We start from the raw sequence: 23,697 nt of genomic DNA, 5'->3' as shown, positions 1-23,697 counted from the left end.
CCTGATCCGCCGGACAGGCCCTAGCGGTCCCCGAGCTCCTCCTCCGGCGGCCAGGAGTCGCCCCACTCCGCGTCACGGGCCTGCTTGTACAGGGGCCCGTGCCGCTTGGTGACCGTGTCGCGGCCGAGGCCCTCGGGACCGCAGAGTTCCAGGAGGACCTGGCCCTTGCGGATCTGCGGCCTGCGGATGACGCGGGAGGGCGCCGGGGTCACCGGGAACCGGACGGCCGCCACGTACGCGAACTTCTCGTCCTCGTACGGCAGCGAGCCGCCCTTCACCTTCCGGTGCAGCGAGGAGCGGCTCACCCGGGCGGAGAAGTGGCACCAGTCCGTGCCGGGCACGATCGGGCAGGCCCCGCTGTGCGGGCAGGGCGCGGCGACGGTGAAGCCGGCGTCGATCAGCCGGGTGCGGGCGGCGATGATCCGCTCGTAGCCGTCGGGGGTGCCGGGCTCGACGATGACGACGGCCTGCGCGGCGCGGGCCGCCTCGGCGACGAGCGCCGTCCGGTCGGCCTCGGTCAGCTCCTTGAGGACGTACGAGACGGTGACCAGGTCGGCTTCGGGCAGGCTCAGCGCGGCGCCGATCCGCTCGCGCCGCCACTCGGCGTCGAAGACCCCGGCCGCCAGCTCGCGGCCGAGCGCGAGGGCGGGCTCGGCCCAGTCGAGCACGGTGGTGCGCGGCGGCGCCTCCTCCCAGGCCTCGGCGACGGCCCAGCTCGCCGCGCCCGTACCGCCGCCGACGTCGGTGTGGGTGCGGGGCTCCCAGTCGGGCGCGGCCGCCCTGAGGGCGTCGAGGGCGCCGCGCACCGCCTCGAAGGTCGCCGGCATCCGGTACGCGGCGTACGCGGCGACGTCGGAGCGGTCGCGCAGCACGGGGGCGTCCGTCGGGGTGGTGCCCCGGTAGTTGGCGATCAGCCGCTCGACGGCCTGCGCGGCCCGGTTGGGCGGCAGCCCGTCGAGGACCGCGGCGAGGGCCGCGCGCAGGGAGTCGGCGGAGGCGGAGGAGACGGCGTTCACCGAGACAGTCTAGGCGGCCTCGGCCTGGGCTTCAGTGCGCCAGGGGCGGCAGAGGCCCAGGAAACAGGCGAGGGCGAGGACGGCGCAGCCGAGCTGGACGACCGCCATGGGGACGGCGGTGTGCTCGCCCGCGATGCCGACGAGCGGGGAGGCGACGGCGCCGATGAGGAAGGAGGAGGTGCCGAGGAGGGCGGAGGCGGATCCGGCGGCGTGCGGGGTGCGCATCAGGGCCTGGGCGTTGGTGTTGGGCATGGCCAGGCCCATCGCGGACATCAGGACGAAGAGTCCGGCGGCGATGGGGGCGAGCCCGGTCTCACCGAAGACGCCGGTGGTCATGAGGGTGAGCGCGACCGAGGCGAGCAGGATGGTGCCGAGGCCGAAGCCGAGCGCCTTGTCGAGGCTGACGCGGCCGACGAGGAGCTTGCCGTTGATCTGGCCGACGGCGACGAGCCCGACCGAGTTGAGGCCGAAGAGCAGGCTGAAGGTCTGCGGGGAGGCTCCGTACAGATCCTGGATCACGAACGGCGAGGCCGAGATGTACGCGAAGAGGGCGGCGAAGGCGAGCCCGCCGGTCAGCATGTAGCCGGTGAAGACCCGGTCGGCGAGGAGCCCCCGCATGGTGCGCAGGGCCTGCCCGACCCCGCCCTCGTGCCGCCGCTCGGGCGGCAGCGTCTCGTGGAGGAAGCGCCACACCACGAGGGTGAGGAGGACGCCGATCACGGTGAGGACGTGGAAGACGCCCCGCCAGTCGGTGAGGCGCAGGATCTGGCCGCCGATGAGGGGCGCGATGATCGGGGCGACGCCGGAGATCAGCATCAGGGTGGAGAAGAAGCGGGCCATCTCGACGCCGTCGTACAGGTCGCGGACGACGGCGCGGGCGATGACGATGCCGGCGGCGCCGGCGAGGCCCTGGAGCAGCCGGAAGCCGATGAGGAGTTCGGCGGTGGGCGCCAGCGCGCAGACGGCGGTGGCGAGGACGTACACGGCCATGCCGATGAGCAGCGGGCGCCGGCGTCCCCACTTGTCGCTCATGGGGCCGACGACGAGCTGGCCGAGGGCCATGCCGGCGAGGCAGGCGGTGAGGGTGAGCTGGACGGTGGCGGCGGGGGCCCGCAGCGCGCCGGTGACCTCCGGCAGCGCCGGGAGGTACATGTCCATGGAGAGCGGGGGGAGGGCGGTGAGGCCGCCCAGGACGAGGGTGACGAGGAGCCCCGTCCGCCGGGCGGCGGTGACGACCGGGGCGGGTTCGGTTATGTGTCCCTGTGTTGTTCTCTGGCCGCTCTCCGGCATCGACTGCTCCATTTCGTTGAAACCTTGCCTATGCTCTCAGCTCGACCGGCATGGTCGAGACCTCTCTGGGACGGGTGGGGACATGAGTGACACGGTGCGCTGGGGCATCCTGGCGACGGGCGGCATCGCGGAGCGGTTCACCACGGACCTGCTGACGCTCGACGGCGCCGAGGTCGTCGCGGTGGCGTCCCGCACGGAGGCGTCGGCGAAGGCCTTCGCGGACCGGTTCGGGATACCGCGGGCGTACGGGGAGTGGGCCGGGCTCTTCGCCGACGAGGACGTCGACGTGGTGTACGTGGCGACTCCGCATCACGCGCACCGCACGGCGGCCGGCCTCGCCCTGGAGGCGGGCAAGGCGGTGCTCTGCGAGAAGGCTCTCACACTGAACGCCCGCGAGGCGGAGGAACTGGTCGCCCTCGCGCGGGACCGCCGCCTCTTCCTCATGGAGGCCATGTGGATGTACTGCAACCCGCTGATCCGGCGGATCGCGGAGCTCGTGCGCGACGGGGCGATCGGCGAGGTCCGCACGGTCCAGGCGGACTTCGGGCTCGCGGGCCCCTTCGACGCCGGGCACCGGCTGCGGGACCCGGCGGTCGGCGGCGGGGCGCTGCTCGACCTGGGGGTGTACCCGGTGTCGTTCGCGCAGCTGCTGCTCGGCGAGCCGTCCGCGGTCCACGCGCACGCGCTGCTCTCGCCGGAGGGCGTCGACCTGAACACGGGGATGCTGCTGGGCTGGGACTCGGGCGCCTCGGCGCTGCTGTCCTGCTCACTGGAGGCGGACACGCCGCTGACGGCCTCGGTGACGGGGACGGAGGGCCGGATCGACGTCCCGCGCGGCTTCTTCTTCCCCGAGCGGTTCACCCTGCGCCGCGCCGGCCACGAGCCGGAGGAGTTCACGTCGTCGGACGACCCGCACTCCTTCCGGCACGAGGCCGCCGAGGTGATGCGCGTCCTGCGGGCGGGCGGGACGGAGTCCCCGCTCGTGCCGCTGGACGGCTCGCTCGCGGTGATGCGGACGCTCGACGCGGTCAGGGACCGCATCGGCGTCCGCTATCCGTCGGAGCGGGCCGTCACGCGGGCTTGAGACCCGGGTCTCCCGCCTCCGTGACGAAGGAGCCGGCGGTGGTGACGGGCGCGCCCGGGGTGGTGATGTACGGGACGGTCCGGAAGTCGGCGCGGGCGCTCTCCGTGCCGAGCGCCACCGTCACGTAGCCGCGCCGCCCGCTGTAGAACTTCACGTGCGGGTTGGCCTGGGTGATCCGGTCGTAGTTGGACGGGCGGTCGGCGCCGTTCCTGCCGCTGGCGATCGAGGTGGTGACGATCTCGGTGCCGACGGTCCGGGAGGCCGGGTCGCGGAAGTCGGCCTTGATGTCGAGGCCGATGCCGACGTGCACGTCGCCGGTGAGCACCATCAGGTTCTCGATGCCGGCGGACTCGGCGCCCGCGAGGATCCGCCGCCGCGAGGCCGCGTAGCCGTCCCAGGCGTCCATGGAGACCGTGTAGTCGGCGCTGGGGCGGTCACGGCGCTCGGAGAACACGACCTGCTGCGGCAGGACGTTCCAGCGGGCCCGGGAGGCGCGCCAGCCGCCCAGCAGCCAGCGCTCCTGCGTGGCGCCGGTCAGGGTGCGCGCCGGGTCCTCGGTCTCGGGGCCGGGGGCGTGCCAGCCGTCCCCGTACGCCTGGTCGGAGCGGTACTGACGGGTGTCGAGGATGTCGAACTGGGCGAGCCGCCCGAAGCGCAGCCGCCGGTACATCTTCATGTCGGGGCCCTCGGGCAGCTGGGGGCGGCGCAGCGGCTGGTGCTCCCAGTAGGCGCGGTAGGCGACGGCGCGGCGGAGCAGGAACTCCTCCGGCGGGACGTCGTTCTCGGGGATGTCGCCCGCGTAGTTGTTCTCGGTCTCGTGGTCGTCCCAGGTGACGACGAAGGGGTGGGCGGCGTGCGCGGCGCGCAGGTCGGGGTCCGACTTGTAGAGGCCGTAGCGCAGCCGGTAGTCCTCCAGGGTGACCGTCTCGCGGTTGAAGGCGGCCGGGAGGGTGCGGTCGGTGTAGGCGCGGGCGCCGCCGGCGGCGTCGACGGCGTACTCGTACAGGTAGTCGCCGAGGTGGAAGACGACGTCGACGTCCTCCCGCGCGAGGTGGCCGTAGGCCGTGAAGTAGCCGTCGTGGTAGGCCTGGCAGGACACGGCGGCGAGCTTCAGACCGGCGGGGTCGGCGCCGAGGGCCGGGGCGGTGCGGGTCCGGCCGACCGGGCTGGTCCACTCGCCGACGCGGAAGCGGTAGAAGTACACGCGGCCCGGGTCGAGGTGCTCGACCTCGACGTGCAGGGCGTGGCGGAACTCCGGGTGGGCGGTGGCCAGACCGCGCCGGGCGATCCGGGTGAAGCGCTCGTCGTGGGCTAGCTCCCAGCGGACTCCGACGCGACGCGGGGGCAGTCCGCCGCCGGGCTCGAAGGGGCGGGGCGCGAGCCGGGTCCAGAGGAGTACGGAGCCGGGGAGCGGGTCGCCGGAGGCCACGCCCAGCGTGAACGGGTCCTCGGTGACACGCCGGACGTCGAGCTCGGCGGCGGCCGCAGCACCGGCCGCGGGCAGCTGGGTGGCGAAGGCGAGCGCGGCGGCGGCGCCGGTGACGGTCAGGAACCGCCGGCGCCCGAAGTGGCGTGCTGCGGCGCGGAGTTCTTCGGAGTGGTCCTGGACGTGGTTCATGTTCCCCTCCCCAGACGGATGGTGCGCTTCCGCCATTCGAGGGGGACGGGACGACGTCACGTTGTCGGGTACAGAACATCCACGTGTCGGACGGATGAGTTCATGGGGCACGCGTCTCGCGTACGCTGCGCGCCCATGAGCATCGCAGTGGTGACGGGAGCCGGTTCGGGCATCGGCCGGAGCGTGGCGCTGGCCCTCGCGGCGGCCGGCTGGTCGGTGGCTCTGGCGGGCCGCAGGGCCGAGGCCCTGGAGGAGACGGCCGCGGCCCTCCCGGCCGGCGACTTCCTGTGCGTCCCGACGGACGTCACGTCGGAGGAGGAGGTGACGGCCCTCTTCGCCTCGGTACGGGACCGCTGGGGCCGGGTCGACCTGCTCTTCAACAACGCCGGTACGTTCGCGGGCGGCGGCGTCCCCGTCGAGGACCTGGACCCGGCCACCTGGCGCACGGTCGTCGACGTGAACCTGACGGGCGCCTTCCTCTGCGCCCAGGCGGCCTTCCGGGCCATGAAGGAGCAGGAACCGCAGGGCGGCCGGATCATCAACAACGGCTCGATCTCCGCGCACGTACCGCGCCCGCACTCGATCGCGTACACCGCGACCAAGCACGCGATGACGGGCCTCACGAAGTCCCTGTCCCTCGACGGACGCCCCTACCGGATCGCCTGCGGACAGCTCGACATCGGCAACGCCGCGACCGAGATGACGGCCCGCATGCAGACCGGCATCCTCCAGGCCAACGGCGAACTGGCGGCGGAGCCCGTCATGGACGCGGCGGACGTGGCGGCGACGGTGGTCCACATGGCGGCGCTGCCCCTGGAGGCGAACGTCCAGTTCGCGACCGTCATGGCGACGGCTATGCCGTACATCGGCCGGGGGTGAGGGACACCCCCGGCCGAAGGCTCAGGCCTGCCCGGTCTCGAACCGCGAGACCTTCCCGCCGTCGACGGTGAAGGCCCACTTGGTACGCATCTCGCCCCAGGTGTCGTTGCGGTAGCGGGCGAGGAGAGCGCGCCCGCCGTCCGCCTCGCTCTCCACGTCCATGTGCCCGCGCGAGGCGAACACCTCGCGGTCGAGCCACTGCCGCACATCACGTTCGGAGCCGTCGTCGGACATGGTCGCGCCGGGCGTGAGGACCTCGAAGAGGCCGGGCTCGTCATGGGCGTTGAGGGCGGTGACGAAGGCGCGCACGGCCGGGTCGCTGAGCTTGTTCACGGGAAGGGTCATGCACCACCCGTACACCCGCGGGGCCCCGCTCCCCGTACACCCCGGCCGTGAGGTCCCCCCGACAGCGGTCCGGAACGCTCAGGACCAGTCGCAGGCCTTGCCGTCGCCGTCGCGGTCGAGACCCGAGCGGTAGCCGGGCTGACCGGCGTAGATGGGGGCCTTTCCGGCGGCACGGACGGCGTCGCAGTTCTTGTAGTAGGCGAGCCCGCCACCGCCGGAACCGCCGGAACCGGAGCCGCCTCCGCTGCCTCCGCTTCCGCTTCCGCTGCCGTGCCGGTCCGGGTCCGGGTCCGGGTTCAGCCGGGCGTGGTCCTCCCCCGGGCAGGAGAGACCGGGCCGCGCGAGGGAGAGCCGTACGGACATGTGCTCCGGCCGCTCGATGTCCTCGCCCGCCTCCGGGTCCTGGAAGCAGATCCGCCAGTCGTCGTGACGGGCCGCCAGGTCGACGTCCGTGTACACGCTCGCGCCGCGGATCCGGGTGAGGCCCGCCTTCCGGAGCACCTCGGAGCCTGCCTCGAAGGTCTTGCCGACGACGTCCGGCACCTTGGGGAAGACGACGGCCGCGCCGTCCCGCGCCGGACAGGGGCTGCTCTTCTCGACGACGGCGAACTCGATCCCGATCCGCCGCCCTTCACCGGCCGTGGCGGCCTCCCCGGCGGCCGGCTCCTGGAAGCAGACCTTCCAGTTGCCGTCGACGAGCTGCATCCGGTCGTCCTCGGTGGCGTCGTGCGAGCGCGCCCGGAACCCGGCCTCGTACGCGGCCCGCGACGCGGTCTCCAGGTTCTGACCGACGTAGTCGGCCACCACCCGCCGCACCGTCGGCGTCGGCGTGGGAGTGGGCGGGGTGTACGGCGTGAACGAGGGGAACGTCCTGGCCCGCGGCGCCGCGTCGGCCACCGAGGGCCTGTCCGCCGGCGGATCACTGGTGCCCACGGCCACGAACCAGACACCGGACAGCACGGTCGCGAGCACCTTCCGCCCCGGCGACCAACGGCTACGCCAGGCGAGGAAGATGCCCAGGGGCGGCAGAAGGACCAGACAGAGAACGGCGAACTCGGGCCTTCGCCACCACCGCTCCCGTCCCGGCCCCCTACCCGGCGACACACCCACGCGACCCTGCCCCTCCCTGACGACATCTCGGCGCCACACAGGGTATGACCTGCGTGTTCACCGGCCGCACCGAGGGTGGTGCCGGTCAGTCCAGGCAGAACTCGTTGCCCTCCGGGTCTCCGGACGCGTGAGATACGCGGTTCTGGGAGGGCCCGGAAGTGGCAGCATCCACGCTTGTCGGCGGACACAGGAAACCCTTGCGCTCTAGCGAGTGCATGAACGAAGCATCGCAGGTCACGCCGGGTAGGCAATCCACTCGCCAGGTACGGGGCGTGAACCCCAACGCTGATCAGCCCCGTGCCGTGTCCGCTATCCGTCTGAGCGTCGCCACCGACGAGACCACCTCACCCGCCCGGCAGCGTGAGGCGAATGAGAGGGCCGCCGCGAGTCTGGGCGCGGTCATCGTCGGGGAGGCGGAAGACCTGGACGTGTCGGCGTCCAAGACGACCCCGTTCGAGCGCCCGGAGCTGGGCCCCTGGTTCGAGCGGCCCGAAGACTTCGACATGGTCATCTGGTGGCGTCTTGACCGTGCCGTCCGGTCCATGGCGGACATGTCGGCGTTGGTCGGGTGGGCGCGCAAGCACGGCAAGCGGCTGGTGTTCGCGGAGGGGCCCGGCGGTGCACGGCTCGAACTCGACATGTCCAACGTCGTCGGTGAGCTGATCGCAACCCTTCTGGCGTTCGCCGCTCAGATGGAAGCCCAGTCGATCGCGGAGCGTGTCACGGGCGCTCAAGCGGCTATGCGTGTGATGCCGCTGCGGTGGCGCGGTTCGCGTCCGCACTACGGCTACGAGCCCGCGCCGCTGGACGGGGGCGGCTGGACGCTGGTTCCGGACGCTGAGGCGGTCGCGGTCATTGAGCGGATGATCAAGGACCTGAGCGCGGGCAAGACGGCGAGTGTGGTTGCCGCTGAGCTGAACGAGGAGGGCATCCCTTCCCCGCGTGACCACTGGGCGCTCAGGAAGGGCCGCACGACCGGCGGGAAGACGGGTGGCAGCAAGGGCGAGCACGTCAAGCGGGAGCGGTTCAAGTGGGGCCCCAGCATCGTGAAGCGGGTCCTGACGTCCGCCGCGCTGATCGGGTGGAAGCTGCACCAGAACAAACCCGTCCGGGACAGTGAGGGCCGTCCGGTCATGGCGACGAACACGCCGGTTCTCACCCGCGCCGAGTACGACGCGATCGGCGCGCTGTTCGATGAGCGGTCGGTGGACAACCGCGAACGCAAGGACACGGACGCGCTCTTGTTGCGGGTGATCCACTGCGACGGTTGCGGCGGGCGCATGTACCTCAACAAGCAAACCAGCAAGGCGAATCAGCGCCCCACCTACAAGTGCAACGCCCATGCGCGCGGGGAGACTTGCGCAGCTCCGGCCTATGTGCGGGCGGACTGGGTGGACGAGTACGTGGAGCGTGAGTTCCTGCGGCTGACGGGTTCGCTGGCGATCACGGAGACCCGGACGGTTCCCGGCTACGACCCCGGCCCGGAGATCGCCGCGACGCTGGTGGAGTTCGAGGAGCACCAGCGCCAGGAGGGGCGGCACAAGTCGAACGCTGCCCGGCAGGCGTGGCAGAAGCGCGCTGACGCTCTGGACGCACGCCTTGCAGAGCTGGAGGCGACACCGAAGGTGGAGCCCCGCCATGAGGTCATCAGGACCGGCCGCGTCTACGCCGACGAGTGGCACGCCTCAGAGACGGCCGACCGGCGCGCCATGCTGATCGAGGCGGGGGCCCGGCTCACGGTGACGAGGGGGACGCGGGGCGGCTGGCGACGACTGGACGAATCCCGTGTCCACTTCACCGTGAACGGCCCCCTGGACGACGCGATAGACACTCTGCTTGCCGTACGCCAGGAAGCCCAGGAACTGGCCGCGTAAGCCCCTCAGCGCCCCGTAGGCCCCGTTCCTCCCGCAGCGGAGGGGCGGGGCTTCGCGGCAACAGGAAACCCTTGCACTCCAAGACAGGCAGGGGCGGGCAATCAACCCGCTAGACATTTTCAAGTCCGGCGAATTGCGGCAGAACTCGACCGGCCACCTTACCGGTTACGCCGTGATTCGCCGTTTCTGTTCGCGACTTACGCCGGATTACAACGAAGGGACCTCATGGATACGCCGAGATTCGCCGCGCTTCTGGACATGCTCCGGGAAGCCGAAGCGGTCGCGTGGGAAAGCGTGCACGGCAGCGATGAGCGGACGCTGAGACTGCACAAGCTCACAGCGGACGCTCTCAGGGCCGCTGAAAGGCTGCGTGCGGGTGAACCGTGCGCGGGGCCGGAATGCGGGCGCACAGTGGCCTATAGCGGGGTGGGGCGTCCCGCCCGGTATTGCTCGAAGCGCTGCCGGGACCGTGCCGCCTACCGGGCCGCCCGCCAGCGGGAGAGCGAGCGATCTTAGTTGGTTTGTTACTTATTTCTGTGACGCATAACAGTAATTCGTCTACCTCCTAAGAACTCACAAGAAAAAGCTAGAGCCGTTACTACGCCATCCGTTTCATCTCACCGAATAACGTCACAAGGAGGTCTGCCCGCATGGGCTACTACGACAGCAACAACCGCACTGACGAATGCCAGCACTGTGGGGAGCTGCTGACCGGACGGCAAGAGCGCTACTGCTCCGCCGCTTGCCGACAGGCCGGATTCCGAGTCAGCAGGAAACCGCGCACACCGCGTGTGTGGAAGACGTGCCCGCTGTGCGGTGAGCCTTTCGAGGCAACCACCCCGCGCAAGAAGTTCTGTGACTACCAGGGCGAGGCGGAGCGTCATTGCCAGGAAGCACAGGACGATTTGGAAGAGGCGGAGTGGATCGCCGCTGAGGAACGCAAGGAAGCCGTTTGCGTCCATTGCGGCAAGCCTGCCGGGTGGTCGGGCCGTGGTCGTCCCCGCCGTTTCTGTTCCAACCGATGCAAGACGGCTGAGCACCGCAAGCGCAAGGCCGTTTGATCACCGACTCACGTGAGGCACTGCCCCACGGGTCACCTACTTGTTCAGTACCTGCCCCGGCTTCACCGAACCGGGGCTCTTCTATGCCCTCAGACTGGAGATTCCCGCGTGTACTACAACCCAACTGGCGTGACTGAGAACGAGATTGACGCCCTCCTTGACACCCCCGACGAGCTGACGGAGCACATAGACCCGCAGGTTCGGCGGGCATGGATGGAATGGGACACCGCCCGCGTCATGTCCGGGGAGAACGGCCCCGTGGACGTACGCGCTGGCTTCGCCCGTGGCGGCTACCGGCTGATAGTCGACCCGTTCCGGCCTCTGTGGGAGTTTCCGCCCGCGCTTCGTAAGGACGTGCTCCGGTCCCGGCTCATCATTCGTCGCCGTGAGGCCCGGCCCGTTTCGTGGAAGACGAAGGGCGGCACTATTCGAGTGGTGGACGGCGTGAAGGTGTTCACCGGCGAATGCGAAGTGTGCGGCAAGACCTATGAGCAGAAGCGCCCGGAGGGGCAGAAGCGCCGTTGGCCGCTCATGTGCTCCGACGTATGTCGGGCGGAGCGGAACCGGCAGCGTAAGCGCGATTGGGCAGCGAGGAACCGCGCTTCGAGTGATGCCGCGTAGACATTTACTAATACAGGTGAGGGGACGTTTCCAAATCCCCCGCTAACCCGCAGCCGGCACGGCCCTTCACTTTCTGGGCTCGTGTCTTTTGCTGCCAATACACAAGGGGTGTCAGTTGAGTCATGCCGAGATAGCGCGGATCGCTATGGAGAAGCGGCAGACCGCTTCCGACAAGCTCCGCGCGTTTGCCGAGAAGATCGGGAACCGGGCGCTTTCCGCCGCTGAGCGTAAGGAGGAGTCCAGTTTTCTGGACCAGATCGCGGAGCACGATGCGACCGCCAAGAGGCACATTTCCGCATCCGCCGCTGAGGAAATGGCCATGCGGGTGAACTCCCCGCTACAACAGATGGGCACCACGCGCGGCCTCCCGATCGGGCAGCCGGTAGGCGCGCGGGTTATCCCTGGTGAGCTTCTGGCGCGCTCGGTCGAGATTTCCCGTGGGATCACCACGCCGGGCACCGGCAAGGCATTCAGCCCGGAAGACATGGCGAAGAAGTTCGTTGACCTTCTCGCCCCTCAGTCCGTCGTCATGGCGTCCGGCGTGAACCGGGTGCAGACGAACGCTGAGACCTACTCGTTCCCCGTGATCCGTTCGGACTTCGCGGCGGGTTTCGTCGGTGAGCTTGACGACCTGCCGACCGGTGGTTTCGGCGCTGAGCCACTGAAGGTGAAACCGAAGAAGATTGCCGCCGCTGACATGCTCGCCAATGAGCTTGTGGAGGACGGTGGTTCGGCATTCATGGACCCTGTGGCCAAGTCGCTTATGCGGTCGGTCTCGCTGGGTTTCGACCGTGAAGCGCTGATTGGCACGGGAGCCAACAAGGGGTTCGTGGGAATCGCGAACACTCCGGGAATCCAGACGCACGCGGTGACGGGCGGATTCAAGGACCTTGACGCCTTCGTCGCCGCATTCGGAAAGCTCGAAGCGGTCAACTCGAAGGCTACTGCCGTTGTGATGCACCCGACCACATGGGCGGCACTTATGGCGCTTCGGGAAACGTCCGGTTCACTGAAGCCTCTTCTGAGTGAGTCGGCTGGTTCGCCTACCGCTGGCATTCAGCGCGCGATCCTGGGTGTGCCGGTGTGGATCTCTTCGTTCATGCCGGGCACGGATGTTCTCGCCTATGAGGCGGACCAGATCTTTGCCGTGTGGCGCAAGGATGCGGGCTTTCAGGTATCGGACCAGTTTGGATTCCTGAAGGACGGTACGGCCGTGCGCGCTATAGCCCGTGCCGCTATCGCTGTTCCGAATGCCGCTGCCGTCTGCAAGATCACCGTTACCGCCTAAAGGGAGTTCTCCACCATGTCCTTCTTCAACACCGATGAGCCGACCGTGACCCTTCGCATGACCGGCTACATGAGCTACGGCCCGACCACTGATGGCATCCCGTCGCACGTTCTCCAGAATGGAGAGACGTACGACGTTCCGAAGAGTGAGGCTGAGTGGCTTCTCTCCGCTGAGCTTGCCGAACTGGCCTGACTCTCATGTTCGTTGAACTGCTCTCAGGGGTGCGCATTGACGGCGTGCCCCTGGGGGCGGGTATGTGCATTCAGTGCCCCGATGACATAGGGGGGTACCTCTCCGGGAAGGGGTGGGCCCGGAAGAGGGGAACTGCCCACAAACTCAACGACGGGCGCACGCTGATCGGATTCAGGGTGCGTGAGATCCCGGGTACGGCTGAGGAGTTGAGCGACTGGCCTTCATGGATGCGCCCGGCATGGATGCGCCCCGACGGTCGGGCATTGCTCAGCGGGGATGACAGGCCGTGGGTTCCAGCGTGCTGCCCTTCCTGCCCGCGCTGTTCGTACGTGCTGAAGCACCGGATATCGGCTGACGCTCGGCGCGATGAACGGTCGGATGCCTGGCGCATTGAATGTCGGCACTGTCGTTCGCGTCATTGACGGTTGATCGCTTGCCCTCTCGGGTTTCTGGTGCTGCCGGTAGGCGTATGTGGACCGAAAGTTCACGGCAATGCCGCTCAGCGATCCCGTCCCCAGCTCGCCTTTTACGTCCGTCCCGGACACAGAAATTCCAGAGTGTCCGCCAAATCCGAAGGGAAACCGATTGAAGAGACGATGTGCTCACGCTCCTTGCGGCGCGGAACTGCCCGCCGACGCTGACCGGCGCACCCGGTATTGCAGCGACGCTCACAGGAAGGCAGCGGCACGCGCCCGCAAGTCCACCGACAGCACGGCCGCGACGAAGCCCGCCACGACCCCCGAGAGCGACGGGGAACGGTACGAGGAGCTTCGGGCCGTCTGGGGTGCCCTGGTGGCCCAGATAGCCGCTGACGGGGTTCTTGTGCCTGGCAGCGCCGGGGCACCGGTTGCCCATCCGGCGCTTCGCTTCCTGGCCCAACTCGACGCCGCCCTGTCCGCCCACGAGCGCGCCACCGACACGAGCGACGCGGACCCGCTGACAGTCATGAGAGACGCCGCCCGAAGGGCAGTTGAGGAGTCACGCCGTGTATGAACACCTGGGCGAGTGTCTGGCCGACCGCCAACGCCGCTGGGCCGGCGATCTACCGCCCCTGAGTGACGAACTCCAAGAACTGGCCTGCCTGTTGGCCGATGAAGAGCCCCGCAAGATCGGTGCGTACCCCTTGTGGCCGCTCTTCACGGGACTGTTCCGCGCCGAAGCCGGTACCGACCCCGACCCGGCAGCGCTGGGCGTGGTCTGCGACTGCCCGGAGCACTTCTGATCCCTGCCCCCGATGGCTGCCCGCGCTGGGTGGTCGTCGGGGGCTTCGTCGTTGGTATGGCACAGATCGAAGATCGTTTATTCCAAGACACGAATAGTCGTGTTCTGTCATAGACACCTCTCCGTGATCTGCCTAGCGTCGTTCCCGAGGGTCGGGAAGCGCCCGGCCGGAAGGGGGCCACGATGGCAGGCAGAGAGCGCCTTACCCGCCTTACGGGAACGGTCAACGGACCGAACTGTGACGACGACGACTGCCCCAACGTGTACGCCACGGGGCACGGCACGTTCGTGGTTCAGGGAGACGCATACGAGGGCTTCACAGTGCCAGACGGCGAAGGTCTCGTGGAGATTCCTGAGCACATTCTCAGGGAGGCTGTGCGTGCTCTCGGATGGTGAGTGGCGGAAGGTGTTCGATGCCTTCCAATACGATGCATGGCGCTTTGAAGCTCAACCGACCTACACCATGCCGCGCGAGGCTCAGAATGTGGCTCTCTTTCTGCGGGGCGAGGACAAGCCCGCTGACCACAATGCGAAGTGGCACACGCGCGTCAGGGAGTATCGCGAAGCAGGTAAGAAGATCGGGCGCGTACGCGTTGTGCGGCAGCCTCTAACGGACTACCAGCGGTACCAATTCGCATGGGGAATCCCTGGGAACATTGCAGCGGGTGAAGACATTCGAATCCTGGATGTCACACACGACGACTACGGCCTTCCTGTTACCGGGCAAGATTGGTGGATGTTCGACGAGTCCACCGTTGTTCATCTGAACTTTCGGCCGGACGGAACGCAGATCGGTCGTGAAATTCACGAAGGTGACGTGGAACAGTTTCGGGCATGGAAGCACACGGCTCTTGCCGCAGCAATCCCGTTCGCTGAGTACATGAAAGAGCACGGGTGACACTTGAGCCAGAACAGTTGGGCCGGTCGAAGGCTGACCTAGCTGAAACTCTGCGCGACTTGCGAAAGCGAGCCGGTCTCACTGGGGATCGGCTCGCTAAGCGTTGCGCCATGAGTCAGTCGAAAATCAGCAAGATCGAGACGGGCAAGACCACGCCTTCACTCGTAGACGTCGAACGCATATTGCGGGCCGTGGACGCCCCTCCGGAACTTGTCAGCGAAGTGATGGCGCTAGCCAGGATGGCTAACACCGAGTGGCAGGACAAGCGTTCCTCCTGGCGGCGGGGCTTGGAGAAGCGGCAAGCTGAGCTGGCAGCGTTGGAATCCGAGTCGACGGAGATGCGCTACTTCCTGCCGTCCATGCTCACTGGCCTTCTTGCTACACCTGAGTACGTAAGAGCTAGTCTCACGCATTCCCCCGGGGACAAGACCAAGACCGTTGCGCGAAAACTGGAACGTCAGGCCGTCTTGTATGACACATCAAAGCGATTCACCTTCCTCCTCACCGAACAGGCCATCAGATGGGCCATCGTTCCCACGACAGCGATGGCAGTTCAGATTGATCGACTCACGTCACTTTCCCGGCTGCCCAACATCCGGATTGGCGTAGTTCCGAACGGCACAAACATTCCGCGCGGCCCGTTGAATACATTCACCATCTATGACGATCGTCTAGCAACCGTCGAGACCTTCACAGGAAGAATCGTTTTTCAAGACGGTCGTGACATAGCCCAGTACCGGGAAATCTTCGAAATGTATGCGGGTTTCGCGATCTACGGCGACGGCGCCCGCGAGTTTCTAGCCGCATGTGTGCAGTCACTCTTACATGATCTTTAGGCGACAACAGGAATTATTCTGGGGTCACTTGAAACTCTCCTCTACCTTGAGTGCAAACACGAAGAGGGCGGAGGGGAAGACGTGGGCGAGCGGGCAGGCGGCACGCGGAACGTGGTTCGCGTATTGCCGTGGAAGACGAAGGATGGCAAGGAATGCTTGCTTCAAAGTGACGACGCCGGGGGCGTACTCAGCCGTCTCGCGGATGACATGGAAGCTGCGCAACTCAGCATCGGGGAGAAGGTGCTTCTCCACGCTCACGAACTCCTCTCCAACCCCCGCGCCACGGAACCCGAAATGCGTTATCTGGCACGGCAGTTGACGGAGTGCCTGGGGGACGCCTTGAGGGTCGCTGAGAGCCGGGGTGACCGTCTGGGAGTCAGCGGCACCGAAGACGTCCAGGACGACGGAGAAGACGAGGGCCCCACGTTGCCCGCTGAGGCGTTCGGATGAGCACCCGCGCTGTCTACCGCTACGTGCCCCACACGATCCAGCACGCACCCGAGAGCGGCATAACGGCGGAACTGTTCTGCACGTCCATCGGATGCGGCGAGTCATCCGGCCCGCAGGCTGATCCCGAGACCGCCCAAGACTGGGCGCTGAGACATACCGGCCTGAACCCCGGCCATGACCTCTTCCGGCGCGAGTACACCGACCATGCGCGAGTGACCCGCGCTGACCCGACCCCGGCCCGCTGAGCGACGGCGAGTAAGACAGTTCAGCGGTTCGGCCCGGCCCCGTTCGTGCGCTGCCCCCGTGGCGTGCGGGCGGGGCTTCCGCGTGCCGTTGACCGGCCGATACCCTAGAACCGCTAGTTAGACGCGTTCGGGTCGGTCATCACGATGTGGCCGCCGCTCATGGGCGGGGCGGGCTCGAAGCGGCGCACCCGCTTCGCCCCCAGCCCGACCAGCCGGTCGCACGCTGCCTCCAGCGCGGCCATCCGCTCCTCCCCCTGAAGCCCCGGAGCGGCGCGGACGTCGAGATGGACGCGGTTCTTGGCCACCTTGTCCTCCGGCACCTGCTGGAAGAACACCCGGGGGCCCCTCCCCCTCCGGATCCTCGATGGCCGACCGCGTGTTGCGCTGGTCCTCCGGTACGCCGATCCGCGCGAGGAACTCGTCCCAGGCGGCCAGCGGGTCGGCGCCCTCGGGCAACTCCACCCCGGGCGGCCCCGGATGGACGTACCCCAGCGCGTCGCGCCAGAAGGAGGACAGCGCCCGCGGATCGTGCGCGTCGAAGGTGACCTGGAAACGTCGGCTCATCCCACAGCTCCGTTCGTAGCGGTTCGCGAGGCGACCGTACCGAAGCCCACCGACACCCGCCCGGCGACACCGACACGGCACGGGCGCCGGGACCCCGCCCCGGAACCCGCCCAGGACCGCGTCCGAATAGCGCCAGCACCACGAGGGCCGCCCCCGCACCCTGGCGACATGACCACCCACACCACCCGCACCACCGCCTACGACGCCCTCGCCGTCCCCGCCACCGCGCTCGCCCGGCTGCGCGTCACCGACGACGCCGGCCGCGCCTGCGTGCCCCACACCGCCACCGACGGCGGCGATCCCCTCCGCTGCTGCCTGCGCCTCTCGGCCCCCGGCGAGCGGATCGCCCTCGTCTCGTACGCGCCGCTCCGCCGCTGGGCCGCCGAGACCGGCGCCGAACCCGGCGCCTACGACGAGCAGGGCCCGGTCTTCATCCACGCCGACGACTGCGGCGGCCCCGCGCCCTCGGAGACGTACCCCTTCTCCCGCGCCGGGGCCCTCCGCACCCTCCGCCGCTACGACTCGGCCGGCCGCATCGTCGGCGGCCGCCTCCTGGAGCTACCCGAGACGCCCGCCGAGGGCTTCGACCAGGCCCTCGCCGAGGCCTTCGCCGACCCGGCGGTCGCCCTCGTGCACGTCCGCGCCGTCGAGTACGGCTGCTTCCACTTCGAGGTCCGGCGCCCCTGACACCGGCACCGGACACCCCGTCGCGCCCCGCGTCCCGGGGCGCGACGGGGCCCTCACCCCTCGGCGCCCGCCGAACCGCCCGCGCCGGAACCGACCCCCGAGGGACGCACCGTCTCCTCCGAGGTCCGCGACGCGGGAATCGCCGGCGCCGGCGGAACCGCCGGGGGCACCTCACCCGGCGGCGTCCCGCCCGCCGCCTCCCACTGCGGCAGCAGGGCCTCCAGCCGCCGGCGCTGCGTCTCGTCGAGGTCCTGCGCGAGGAGCGGGACGAGGACCGCCTCGGCGCGCTGGAAGACGAACATCTCGACGGTGCCGTCGGTGTGGTGCTCCAGCCAGTCGAGCGACCAGTCCACGACCCGGCGCGTCTCGGCCGCCGAGAGCTCCCCCCGCGCCGCCAACGACTTGAGGAGGAAGCGGGACCGCCATTCCGGCATGTGCCGCTCCAGCCACGCGAACGACCAGGCGATCGCCTTCGTGCGCTGCGCCAGCGTGAGGTCCGTACGCGTCAGACGGGGCTCCAGCACGAAGCTGCCGTCGATCGCGGTGGGGTCCGCCGACGCGCGGGTGACCACCAGCGACTCGACCGTCGCGGCCTGGTCGGCCGGCAGGTCGGAGCGCTCGGCGAGGACGCCGAGCATGCGCCAGGTCTTCGCCGTCTCCTGCCGGGACATCCACCGCAGCCCGCAGTCGGCCAGCCTCCCGGTCTGGGCCTCGGTCAGGTTCGCCGCCCGGAACAGGGACCGCAGCGTGCGGTGCAGCTGCGGCGAATGGCTGTGGCTCTCCAGCCAGGCGATACCCGTGTCCAGGAGCTCGTCGAGGTCGGCGACCCCGATCCGGTCGTGCTCGGCGAGCCCGGTCACGAGATGCCGGGCCGCACGGCTGGTCCCGTGGTCCCGCAGCCAGCCCATCGCCTGCGGAAGGACCCACTCCCAGTCCTCGTCCGTCAGATCGTCCCGGTTCAGCAGGGACTTGAGGACGAAGCCCGCCTCCTTCATCGCCCGATGACGGGTCAGCCACGCGCGCGTGAACGCGACGGCGTCCCGCACCCGCGCCTCCACGAGGCCGGCGCACGCCAGGAGCCGTTCCATGACGAAGCGCGCCTCGCCCGCCGTTCCCCAGCGCCGCAGCCAGCCGAGCGCCAGCAGGGCGCCGGCGTCGCGCTGCTCCTCGTCCAGACCGGCGTGGGCGAGGAGCAGCTCCAGCACGTGCCGGGCGCGGGGCTGCTCCCCGTGCCCGACCAGCCACCGCAGGGTGTACGCCACCACGCCGCCCAGGTGTGCGACCGTCACCTCGGGCGACCGCAGCAGCGTCTGTATCAGGTGCGTGGCGGTGGCGTCCGACCCGTGCTCCTCCAGCCAGACCAGGGCCGAGGCGACGGCCGTCCCGGGGAGGTCCTCCGCCGGGTCGGCCTGCCACAGCAGGGGATGCTCCAGCACGGTGGTGAGCACCGAGCGCGCCTCCACCTCCCTCGCGTTCTCCTCCAGCCACCGCACTCCCGAGGCGAGCTCCCGCAGCTTCTCCTCGTCGGTACGCGCCGCGGGGTCCACGAGCGCCCTCCGGATCCGCTGGGCCTCCACCCGGGTGCCCGTGTTCCGCTGCTCGAAGACCTCGGAGAACGCGACGGCCCGCACACGCTGTTCGGGCGACAGTTCGGCCCGCCCGAGCAGCTCCGGCAGGAGGACGTGGGTCCCGAGCCCCGGGCAGCTCCGCTCCAGCCACAGCAGGCCCTCCCGCACGCCGGTCGCGGCCTCGTCCGCCGTCAGGTCGTCGCGGGCGAGCAGCGCACCGAGCAGATAGCCCGCGTTCCGCTTCGTCCGGTACTGCTCCAACCACTGGTTCGCGCGGCCGACGAGGGACCGCACCCGGCCGGACGGGAGACCGGCACGGAGGAGGAACGGCCGCAGGACCCGGTCCGCCGTCTCGACGAGGCCGTGCACGCGCAGCCAGGACAGCGCCGCTGCGGCGGCCTGTTCCGCCTGCTCGTCGGTGAGGTCGGTCCGGACCAGCAGGGCGGGCAGGACATAGCTGGCGTTGGCGGTCTCCTTGTGCCGCGCCAGCCATGCGTTGGCGAAGCCGGCGGCCCGGTGCACCTCGTCGACCGGGACGTCCTCGCGTTCGAGCAGGTGCTGGAGGACGTACCCCGCGTTCTTCCCGTGTCCGTGGAGCTCCAGCCAGGACGTGGCCTGGCCGATGGCGAGGCGGGCCTGCTCCTCGGTGAGATCGCGCCGGGCCAGCATGGGGGCCATGATGAAGCTGGCGTCCGCCTCGGCCGCGTGGGCGTCCAGCCACCGGGCCCCGAATCCGAGCACGAGCTCCCGTTCCTCGGGAGTGAGGTCCTCGCGCACGAGCGCCTTCTTCATCAGGAAGTCGGCGTCCTTCTCCATGCCGTGCTCGGCGAGCCACCGCCCCGCGGAACCGACCACGAGCCGCCGTTCTTCAGCGGTGATGTCCTGGCGCTCCAGCAGCCGGCCCATCAGGAAGTCGGCGTCCCTCTCCGTGGCGTGGGACGCCAGCCACCCGACCGCGTGGGTGACCGCCTGCTGGATCTGCGGCCTGCCCGCTCCCCGCATGCCGAGCACGGGGTACAGGACCCAGTTGGCGCGCCGGGCGTCCCAGTGGTGCTCCAGCCATTCGAGCGCCAGCGTGGCGGCGTAGCGGACCTCCTCTCGCGGCAGGTCGGGGTAGTTCAGCAGCGCGCGCAGGACCTTCAGCGAGCCTTCGAGGGTGATGTGGCGGCCCACCCAGGCGTAGGCGGCCGCGATGGCGCGGCCCACCTCGTCCTCGGTCAGGTCCTCCCGGCCGAGGAGGGGATGGAGGACCGTTCCGGTCTGCCGTGCGGCCATCGAGTGCTCGCACCATCGCAGGGCGGCCGGGACGGCCTTCCTCACCTGCTGGACGGTGAGGTCGTCACGGGCCACGAGGGCGCTCAGGACGAAGTGGGCTCCCGGGGACTGGCCGTGGAGATTGATCCAGCCGACCGCGTTCTCCAGGGACGGTCTCAGTTCGGCCGGGAGTTCCGTCCTGTTGAGCAGCGGACCCAGGACGTAGCTGGCGTCCTGCCGCCAGCCGTACGCGTCGAGCCAGCGCAGCGCCGCCGGGACGAGCACGGCCGCGTTGTCGACGGGCAGATTCGACAGACCGCTGTGGAGGAGGTGGCGGGCGTCGGTCTGGTCGCCGTACTCCTCCAGCCAGGGACCGGCGATCTCCTGCCAGTTCCGTACGGCGGCCTGCGACCAGGGCGGCCCGTAGACGAGCGCCCCGAGGGCGTAGCCGCCCGCGTCGGCGTCGCGCCGCATGACGTCGCCGATGGTCGGGGCGTTGTCGGCGAACCAGAGGTCGAGCAGCTTCGCCAAGGACTCCAGGGGCTGGGGCGCCAGGTCGTTCATCAGCCGGGCGAGGTTCGTGGCGTACCGCCCGAGCGTCCGGGGGCTGGTGAGCGAAGCGCCCAGCAGCGACAGGAGCCTGCGCCGGTCGGGGGTCCGGGAACCGGGCGGGAGGATCACGGACTCGACGAGCTGGTCGCAGACGATGTCGTGGGCCGTGGCCACCATGTCGGCCGGCCCTTCGCGCTGCAGCCAGCCCAGGTCGAGCAGGGTCTCGACCACGACCTCCGCATCCGGCGTGTCCTCGGAGGCGTCGGGCAGCGCCGCCTTGGCGGCCGCGACCACCTGGGCGTACTCCTGCGGGCAGGAGGCCGCGGCGGCCGCGGCGGCCACGAGCAGTTCGGACGCGGAGGCCTGGTGGAAGACGGTCGCCCCGCCGCGGGCCTTCTCGCTGCGGACGACGGCGAGGTCGTCCTCCTCCAGCCGGTTCCTGAGCCAGGTGGACAGCTCGCCGCTCGCCCGCAGTCCGGCGAGGTCCCGCAGACCGCCGGCGGCGACCCGGCGCTCCACCTCGCGGGCGACCAGCAGCGCGATGATGGGCCGGTGCCCGCAGATCTCCCACATCCGGTCCATGCCGAACCGGTCGATGGCGGTGGGCGCCAGCCTCGTCAGGGCCTGCTCCGCCACGAGCCGCTGGAACTCCTCGTCCTGCCGGAGGTCGAACTCGTCGAAGAGCTCGTAGAGGTGGATCTCGTTCGTCTTGCGCAGCCACCCGGGGCGCGCCGTGGCGAGGAAGGCGACCTTGATCCCCTTGCGGCGTGCCTCCGGCAGGAGATGGTGCCGCAGGGTGGTCAGGTCGAGCGGGGGGTCGTCGTTGTTCTTCCTGAAGTAGTGGTTGAGGTAGTCCATCACCACCAGGGCCGGGGAGTCCTCGGCCAGGACCTTGTGGATGATCTCGCTGGTGACGGACTCCTTCCCGCCGGGGCGCAGATGCAGCACCCGCCAGCCCTCGTCGAGGGCCATCCGTCCCACTTCGAGGACCGTACGGGTCTTGCCGGTGCCGGCCGCGCCGATCAGCAGCACGCCGCGGTCCTCGGACGCGCGCAGGCGGCGGAACAGCTGGGACCGCTCGGTGTCGTGGTCCTGCCCGGGGGACACGTAGGGCAGGCATTCGGGAGTGAGGTTCCGCTCGAATCCGCCGAGCCCGTCGACGAAGTTCTCCTGCGGGATCACCGACCCGGGGGGTACGGGGCCGGGCGCCGGCGGCCGGTCGGCGGCGCCGGCCTCGGCAGCCGGCTTCTCGCCGGTGTAGGCCCGGTTGCGGGCGAGCGGGATCCGGGAGCCCTCGCCCTGGCAGGCGATACGGGGCTCCGGTACCTGCTTTCCGCCCTCCACCTTGCCCGCCAGCGCCTTCCTGAGGGCCCGCAGGATGTCGCCGGTCCGGAGGTGGCTCTGCTCCTCCCCCCTGCGTCCGTCGCCGTCCAGGGGGCCGGTGATGCCCTGCTTGAGCACGTCCACCAGGGCGAGCGTGAACACGCTGCCGGCCGGAAGGCACAGCGACTCCTCGGTCGCCGCGGCCGAGGTGAGGACGCAGGCCCCCTGGATGGTGAACGGGTCGTCCTCCTCCGCCGGGTCTCCGGCGCCCATCCCCACGGCGAGCCCGCTGTGGCAGCAGTCGATGATGACGACCTTGTGCCGTGCCCGGGATCCCGCGATCAGCGTCTTGAGGCCGTCGTACTCGACCGAGTAGAAGTCCCGCCCGTAGCTGGACTCCTTCGTGGCGAGGAGCAGTTCCCCGTTCCTGGAGTACTGGCCGTGTCCGGCGTAGTAGACCAGAAGCAGGTCGGTGGCCTCGTCCGCGGCGTTGGACACGGCCGCGAGGAAGTCGTTCCGTGCGCTGCCGGCGGCGAGGTGGTGGCAGTCCTCCCTCCGGAGCGCCTCCAACTTCGGGTCGGTCAGCTGCTCAAGCAGTGCGGGGATGTTCTTGGCGACTCCTGCGAGCGCGGGAAGCTCCTGGTAGTCGTGAACACCGAAGAAGACCGCCCGGGACGACCGGGCCGACCGGTCGGTCATGACGCGGAGGCGTCGTCATTCGTGTTTCCGGCCTCTGTGTTTCCGGCCTCTGTGTTTCCGGCCTCCAGACCGCGCAGCAGTTCCGCCAGCTGCTGCGGATCGAGATGGCCGATGTCGACGGTCGCGCCGCCGAAGACCAGCGTGCGCGCCCCCCTGTTGCCGCCGCGCGCCCGCGCGAGCCGCCAGCCGGCGTAGCCGACCGCGAAGTTCGCGATGTCGCCGGCCGTACCCAGAACGATGTCCAGGGCGTCCATCGCGCCCATGGTGGGGCCCGGCGTGGAGACGGGGACGACGGACAGCTGCCGCGCCTTCGGATCACGGGCCAGCCAGCCCTGAAGCTCCGTCAGAGCCAGCTTGTCGCCATCACTTTCGATGCGAACGCGCACCGCGGGACCCCCTCGTCCGTGTGGGAACAGACGTCGATGGTAGCGGGCGTCCGGAGCGGCACTCGCCGGAAAGCGCCACGTGGGACCGGGCGGCCCGGGGCCGGGGGAAGCGGGTCGCCGAGGGGCGGGGGAAGGGGCAGACGAGTCGGGCTGTACGCCGGGTTCTGTGCCCCGGGACCTCGCGGTCGTCGGGGCGACGGCCATCCATCTAGGACCGGCGTTGCCGCCGGCCTCCTGCGGTCTACCCGCGGACTCGGGCGAGCAGCCCTCGATCATCCGCGCAGGGACACCGGAGTGTCCCCTCTTGACCTTGCTCCGAGTGGGGTTTACCTAGCCGCCTGAGTCACCTCAGGCGCTGGTGGTCTCTTACACCACCGTTTCACCCTTACCGAGGACCGAGGTCCCCGGCGGTCTGTTTTCTGTGGCACTGTCCCGCGGGTCACCCCGGGTGGCCGTTAGCCACCACCCTGCTCTGTGGAGCCCGGACGTTCCTCGGGAAGATCCGAGGATCTCCACGCGGCCGTCCGCCCGGCTCGTCTGCCGTGCCGACCATGCTACCTGCCGATCCGGAGGAAGGCGGCCCGCCTCGGTGCGAGCGCTTGACCTTGCCGCAGCGTCAGGGTTTCTACTGGGCGC

Annotated in this window: 21 protein-coding genes, 1 other RNA gene and 1 pseudogene; 13 read left to right on the top strand and 10 right to left on the bottom strand. The window is 69.6% G+C overall.

The genetic code is table 11. The features are described from left to right. Positions 1 to 20 precede the first annotated feature (20 nt). Complete coding sequence (locus tag IE237_RS13235; RefSeq protein ID WP_189802093.1) at positions 21 to 1,016, bottom strand: small ribosomal subunit Rsm22 family protein; 996 nt, start codon at positions 1,014 to 1,016, stop codon at positions 21 to 23. 9 nt (positions 1,017 to 1,025) lie between these two features. Next, a complete protein-coding gene (locus IE237_RS13230; protein WP_189802566.1) occupies positions 1,026 to 2,306 on the bottom strand; it encodes a Bcr/CflA family multidrug efflux MFS transporter in 1,281 nt (426 codons plus the stop codon). 82 nt (positions 2,307 to 2,388) lie between these two features. Between IE237_RS13230 and IE237_RS13225 the strand changes: the two genes are divergently transcribed. Beyond that, on the top strand, positions 2,389 to 3,390 hold the full coding sequence (locus IE237_RS13225; protein WP_189802092.1) for a Gfo/Idh/MocA family protein: 1,002 nt from the start codon (positions 2,389 to 2,391) through the stop codon (positions 3,388 to 3,390). Here the strand turns inward: IE237_RS13225 and IE237_RS13220 are convergent. Further along, complete coding sequence (locus IE237_RS13220) at positions 3,377 to 5,008, bottom strand: alkaline phosphatase D family protein (RefSeq protein ID WP_189802091.1); 1,632 nt, start codon at positions 5,006 to 5,008, stop codon at positions 3,377 to 3,379. The two genes, IE237_RS13225 and IE237_RS13220, sit on opposite strands and share 14 nt — an antisense overlap. A 102-nt stretch (positions 5,009 to 5,110) precedes the next feature. Here IE237_RS13220 and IE237_RS13215 point away from each other — a divergent pair, with 102 nt between their 5' ends. Further along, the gene (locus tag IE237_RS13215; protein WP_189802090.1) at positions 5,111 to 5,887 is read left to right on the top strand and encodes an SDR family oxidoreductase; all 777 of its coding nucleotides are present in this window, start codon (positions 5,111 to 5,113) and stop codon (positions 5,885 to 5,887) included. 21 nt (positions 5,888 to 5,908) lie between these two features. Here the strand turns inward: IE237_RS13215 and IE237_RS13210 are convergent, their stop codons facing one another. Further along, on the bottom strand, positions 5,909 to 6,232 hold the full coding sequence (locus IE237_RS13210; protein ID WP_189802089.1) for a nuclear transport factor 2-like protein: 324 nt from the start codon (positions 6,230 to 6,232) through the stop codon (positions 5,909 to 5,911). A 78-nt stretch (positions 6,233 to 6,310) separates the two neighbouring features. Beyond that, positions 6,311 to 7,192, bottom strand: a complete 882-nt coding sequence (locus tag IE237_RS40710) for an excalibur calcium-binding domain-containing protein (protein ID WP_229842643.1) — start codon at positions 7,190 to 7,192, stop codon at positions 6,311 to 6,313. Positions 7,193 to 7,614: 422 nt separating this feature from the next. On the opposite strand from IE237_RS40710, the gene IE237_RS13200 reads away from it, so the two are divergent. The 9 genes from IE237_RS13200 to IE237_RS13160 all read left to right on the top strand — a co-directional run bounded on the left by IE237_RS13200 (position 7,615) and on the right by IE237_RS13160 (position 15,333). After that, positions 7,615 to 9,216 carry a recombinase family protein gene (locus tag IE237_RS13200; protein ID WP_229842642.1) on the top strand — a complete coding sequence of 534 codons (1,602 nt, stop codon included), beginning with the start codon at positions 7,615 to 7,617 and terminating at the stop codon, positions 9,214 to 9,216. A 650-nt stretch (positions 9,217 to 9,866) separates the two neighbouring features. Beyond that, entirely contained in the window at positions 9,867 to 10,277 is a 411-nt protein-coding gene (locus IE237_RS13195; protein WP_188288109.1) for a hypothetical protein, read from the top strand. A gap of 129 nt (positions 10,278 to 10,406) precedes the next feature. Next, positions 10,407 to 10,898 carry a hypothetical protein gene (locus IE237_RS13190; RefSeq protein WP_188288110.1) on the top strand — a complete coding sequence of 164 codons (492 nt, stop codon included), beginning with the start codon at positions 10,407 to 10,409 and terminating at the stop codon, positions 10,896 to 10,898. Positions 10,899 to 11,013: 115 nt separating this feature from the next. Continuing rightward, positions 11,014 to 12,186, top strand: a complete 1,173-nt coding sequence (locus IE237_RS13185) for a phage major capsid protein (RefSeq protein ID WP_188288111.1) — start codon at positions 11,014 to 11,016, stop codon at positions 12,184 to 12,186. 15 nt (positions 12,187 to 12,201) lie between these two features. Next, entirely contained in the window at positions 12,202 to 12,378 is a 177-nt protein-coding gene (locus IE237_RS13180; RefSeq protein WP_188288112.1) for a hypothetical protein, read from the top strand. Positions 12,379 to 13,363: 985 nt separating this feature from the next. Then, a complete protein-coding gene (locus tag IE237_RS13175; RefSeq protein ID WP_189802087.1) occupies positions 13,364 to 13,600 on the top strand; it encodes a hypothetical protein in 237 nt (78 codons plus the stop codon). A gap of 182 nt (positions 13,601 to 13,782) precedes the next feature. Further along, entirely contained in the window at positions 13,783 to 13,995 is a 213-nt protein-coding gene (locus IE237_RS13170) for a hypothetical protein (protein WP_188288114.1), read from the top strand. After that, complete coding sequence (locus tag IE237_RS13165; RefSeq protein WP_188288115.1) at positions 13,979 to 14,497, top strand: DUF6879 family protein; 519 nt, start codon at positions 13,979 to 13,981, stop codon at positions 14,495 to 14,497. Before IE237_RS13170 ends, IE237_RS13165 begins: the two co-directional genes overlap by 17 nt. Then, positions 14,494 to 15,333 carry a helix-turn-helix domain-containing protein gene (locus IE237_RS13160; RefSeq protein WP_189802086.1) on the top strand — a complete coding sequence of 280 codons (840 nt, stop codon included), beginning with the start codon at positions 14,494 to 14,496 and terminating at the stop codon, positions 15,331 to 15,333. Before IE237_RS13165 ends, IE237_RS13160 begins: the two co-directional genes overlap by 4 nt. Positions 15,334 to 15,357: 24 nt before the next feature. Here IE237_RS13160 and IE237_RS13155 read toward each other — a convergent pair whose 3' ends face one another. Then, complete coding sequence (locus IE237_RS13155; RefSeq protein ID WP_189802085.1) at positions 15,358 to 15,585, bottom strand: hypothetical protein; 228 nt, start codon at positions 15,583 to 15,585, stop codon at positions 15,358 to 15,360. Positions 15,586 to 15,779: 194 nt separating this feature from the next. Here IE237_RS13155 and IE237_RS13150 point away from each other — a divergent pair, with 194 nt between their 5' ends. Next, positions 15,780 to 16,028, top strand: coding sequence for a DUF7848 domain-containing protein (locus tag IE237_RS13150; RefSeq protein ID WP_188288118.1), 249 nt, complete (start codon positions 15,780 to 15,782; stop codon positions 16,026 to 16,028). A gap of 113 nt (positions 16,029 to 16,141) precedes the next feature. Here IE237_RS13150 and IE237_RS13145 read toward each other — a convergent pair. Beyond that, positions 16,142 to 16,592: pseudogene (locus tag IE237_RS13145) on the bottom strand (VOC family protein). A gap of 168 nt (positions 16,593 to 16,760) precedes the next feature. Here IE237_RS13145 and IE237_RS13140 point away from each other — a divergent pair. Continuing rightward, entirely contained in the window at positions 16,761 to 17,279 is a 519-nt protein-coding gene (locus IE237_RS13140; RefSeq protein WP_189802084.1) for a DUF1203 domain-containing protein, read from the top strand. Positions 17,280 to 17,332: 53 nt separating this feature from the next. Here the strand turns inward: IE237_RS13140 and IE237_RS13135 are convergent, their stop codons facing one another. The 3 genes from IE237_RS13135 to rnpB all read right to left on the bottom strand — a co-directional run bounded on the left by IE237_RS13135 (position 17,333) and on the right by rnpB (position 23,597). Further along, on the bottom strand, positions 17,333 to 22,675 hold the full coding sequence (locus IE237_RS13135; RefSeq protein WP_189802083.1) for a caspase, EACC1-associated type: 5,343 nt from the start codon (positions 22,673 to 22,675) through the stop codon (positions 17,333 to 17,335). Next, a complete protein-coding gene (locus IE237_RS13130; protein WP_189802082.1) occupies positions 22,672 to 23,061 on the bottom strand; it encodes an effector-associated constant component EACC1 in 390 nt (129 codons plus the stop codon). The genes IE237_RS13135 and IE237_RS13130 overlap by 4 nt, the downstream gene beginning before the upstream one ends. 137 nt (positions 23,062 to 23,198) lie before the next feature. Next, positions 23,199 to 23,597: RNase P RNA component class A (gene rnpB / locus IE237_RS13125), an RNA gene on the bottom strand. Between the last annotated feature and the right edge of the window lie 100 nt (positions 23,598 to 23,697).

This window comes from Streptomyces tanashiensis, assembly GCF_014648895.1.
Classification (GTDB): domain Bacteria; phylum Actinomycetota; class Actinomycetes; order Streptomycetales; family Streptomycetaceae; genus Streptomyces; species Streptomyces tanashiensis.
Note: the sequence above shows the minus strand (reverse complement) of the source record. Positions and strands in the feature narration are given on the sequence as shown.

Excerpts from the sequence above, each read along its gene's own strand:
- IE237_RS13170 (WP_188288114.1), top strand. The coding sequence starts at position 13,783 with ATGGCAGGCAGAGAGCGCCTTACCCGCCTTACGGGAACGGTCAACGGA.
- IE237_RS13150 (WP_188288118.1), top strand. The coding sequence starts at position 15,780 with ATGAGCACCCGCGCTGTCTACCGCTACGTGCCCCACACGATCCAGCAC.
- IE237_RS13195 (WP_188288109.1), top strand. The coding sequence starts at position 9,867 with ATGGGCTACTACGACAGCAACAACCGCACTGACGAATGCCAGCACTGT.
- IE237_RS13215 (WP_189802090.1), top strand. The coding sequence starts at position 5,111 with ATGGGGCACGCGTCTCGCGTACGCTGCGCGCCCATGAGCATCGCAGTG.
- IE237_RS13225 (WP_189802092.1), top strand. The coding sequence starts at position 2,389 with ATGAGTGACACGGTGCGCTGGGGCATCCTGGCGACGGGCGGCATCGCG.
- IE237_RS13220 (WP_189802091.1), bottom strand. The coding sequence starts at position 5,008 with ATGAACCACGTCCAGGACCACTCCGAAGAACTCCGCGCCGCAGCACGC.
- IE237_RS13230 (WP_189802566.1), bottom strand. The coding sequence starts at position 2,306 with ATGCCGGAGAGCGGCCAGAGAACAACACAGGGACACATAACCGAACCC.
- IE237_RS13180 (WP_188288112.1), top strand. The coding sequence starts at position 12,202 with ATGTCCTTCTTCAACACCGATGAGCCGACCGTGACCCTTCGCATGACC.
- IE237_RS13210 (WP_189802089.1), bottom strand. The coding sequence starts at position 6,232 with ATGACCCTTCCCGTGAACAAGCTCAGCGACCCGGCCGTGCGCGCCTTC.
- IE237_RS13140 (WP_189802084.1), top strand. The coding sequence starts at position 16,761 with ATGACCACCCACACCACCCGCACCACCGCCTACGACGCCCTCGCCGTC.
- IE237_RS13135 (WP_189802083.1), bottom strand. The coding sequence starts at position 22,675 with ATGACCGACCGGTCGGCCCGGTCGTCCCGGGCGGTCTTCTTCGGTGTT.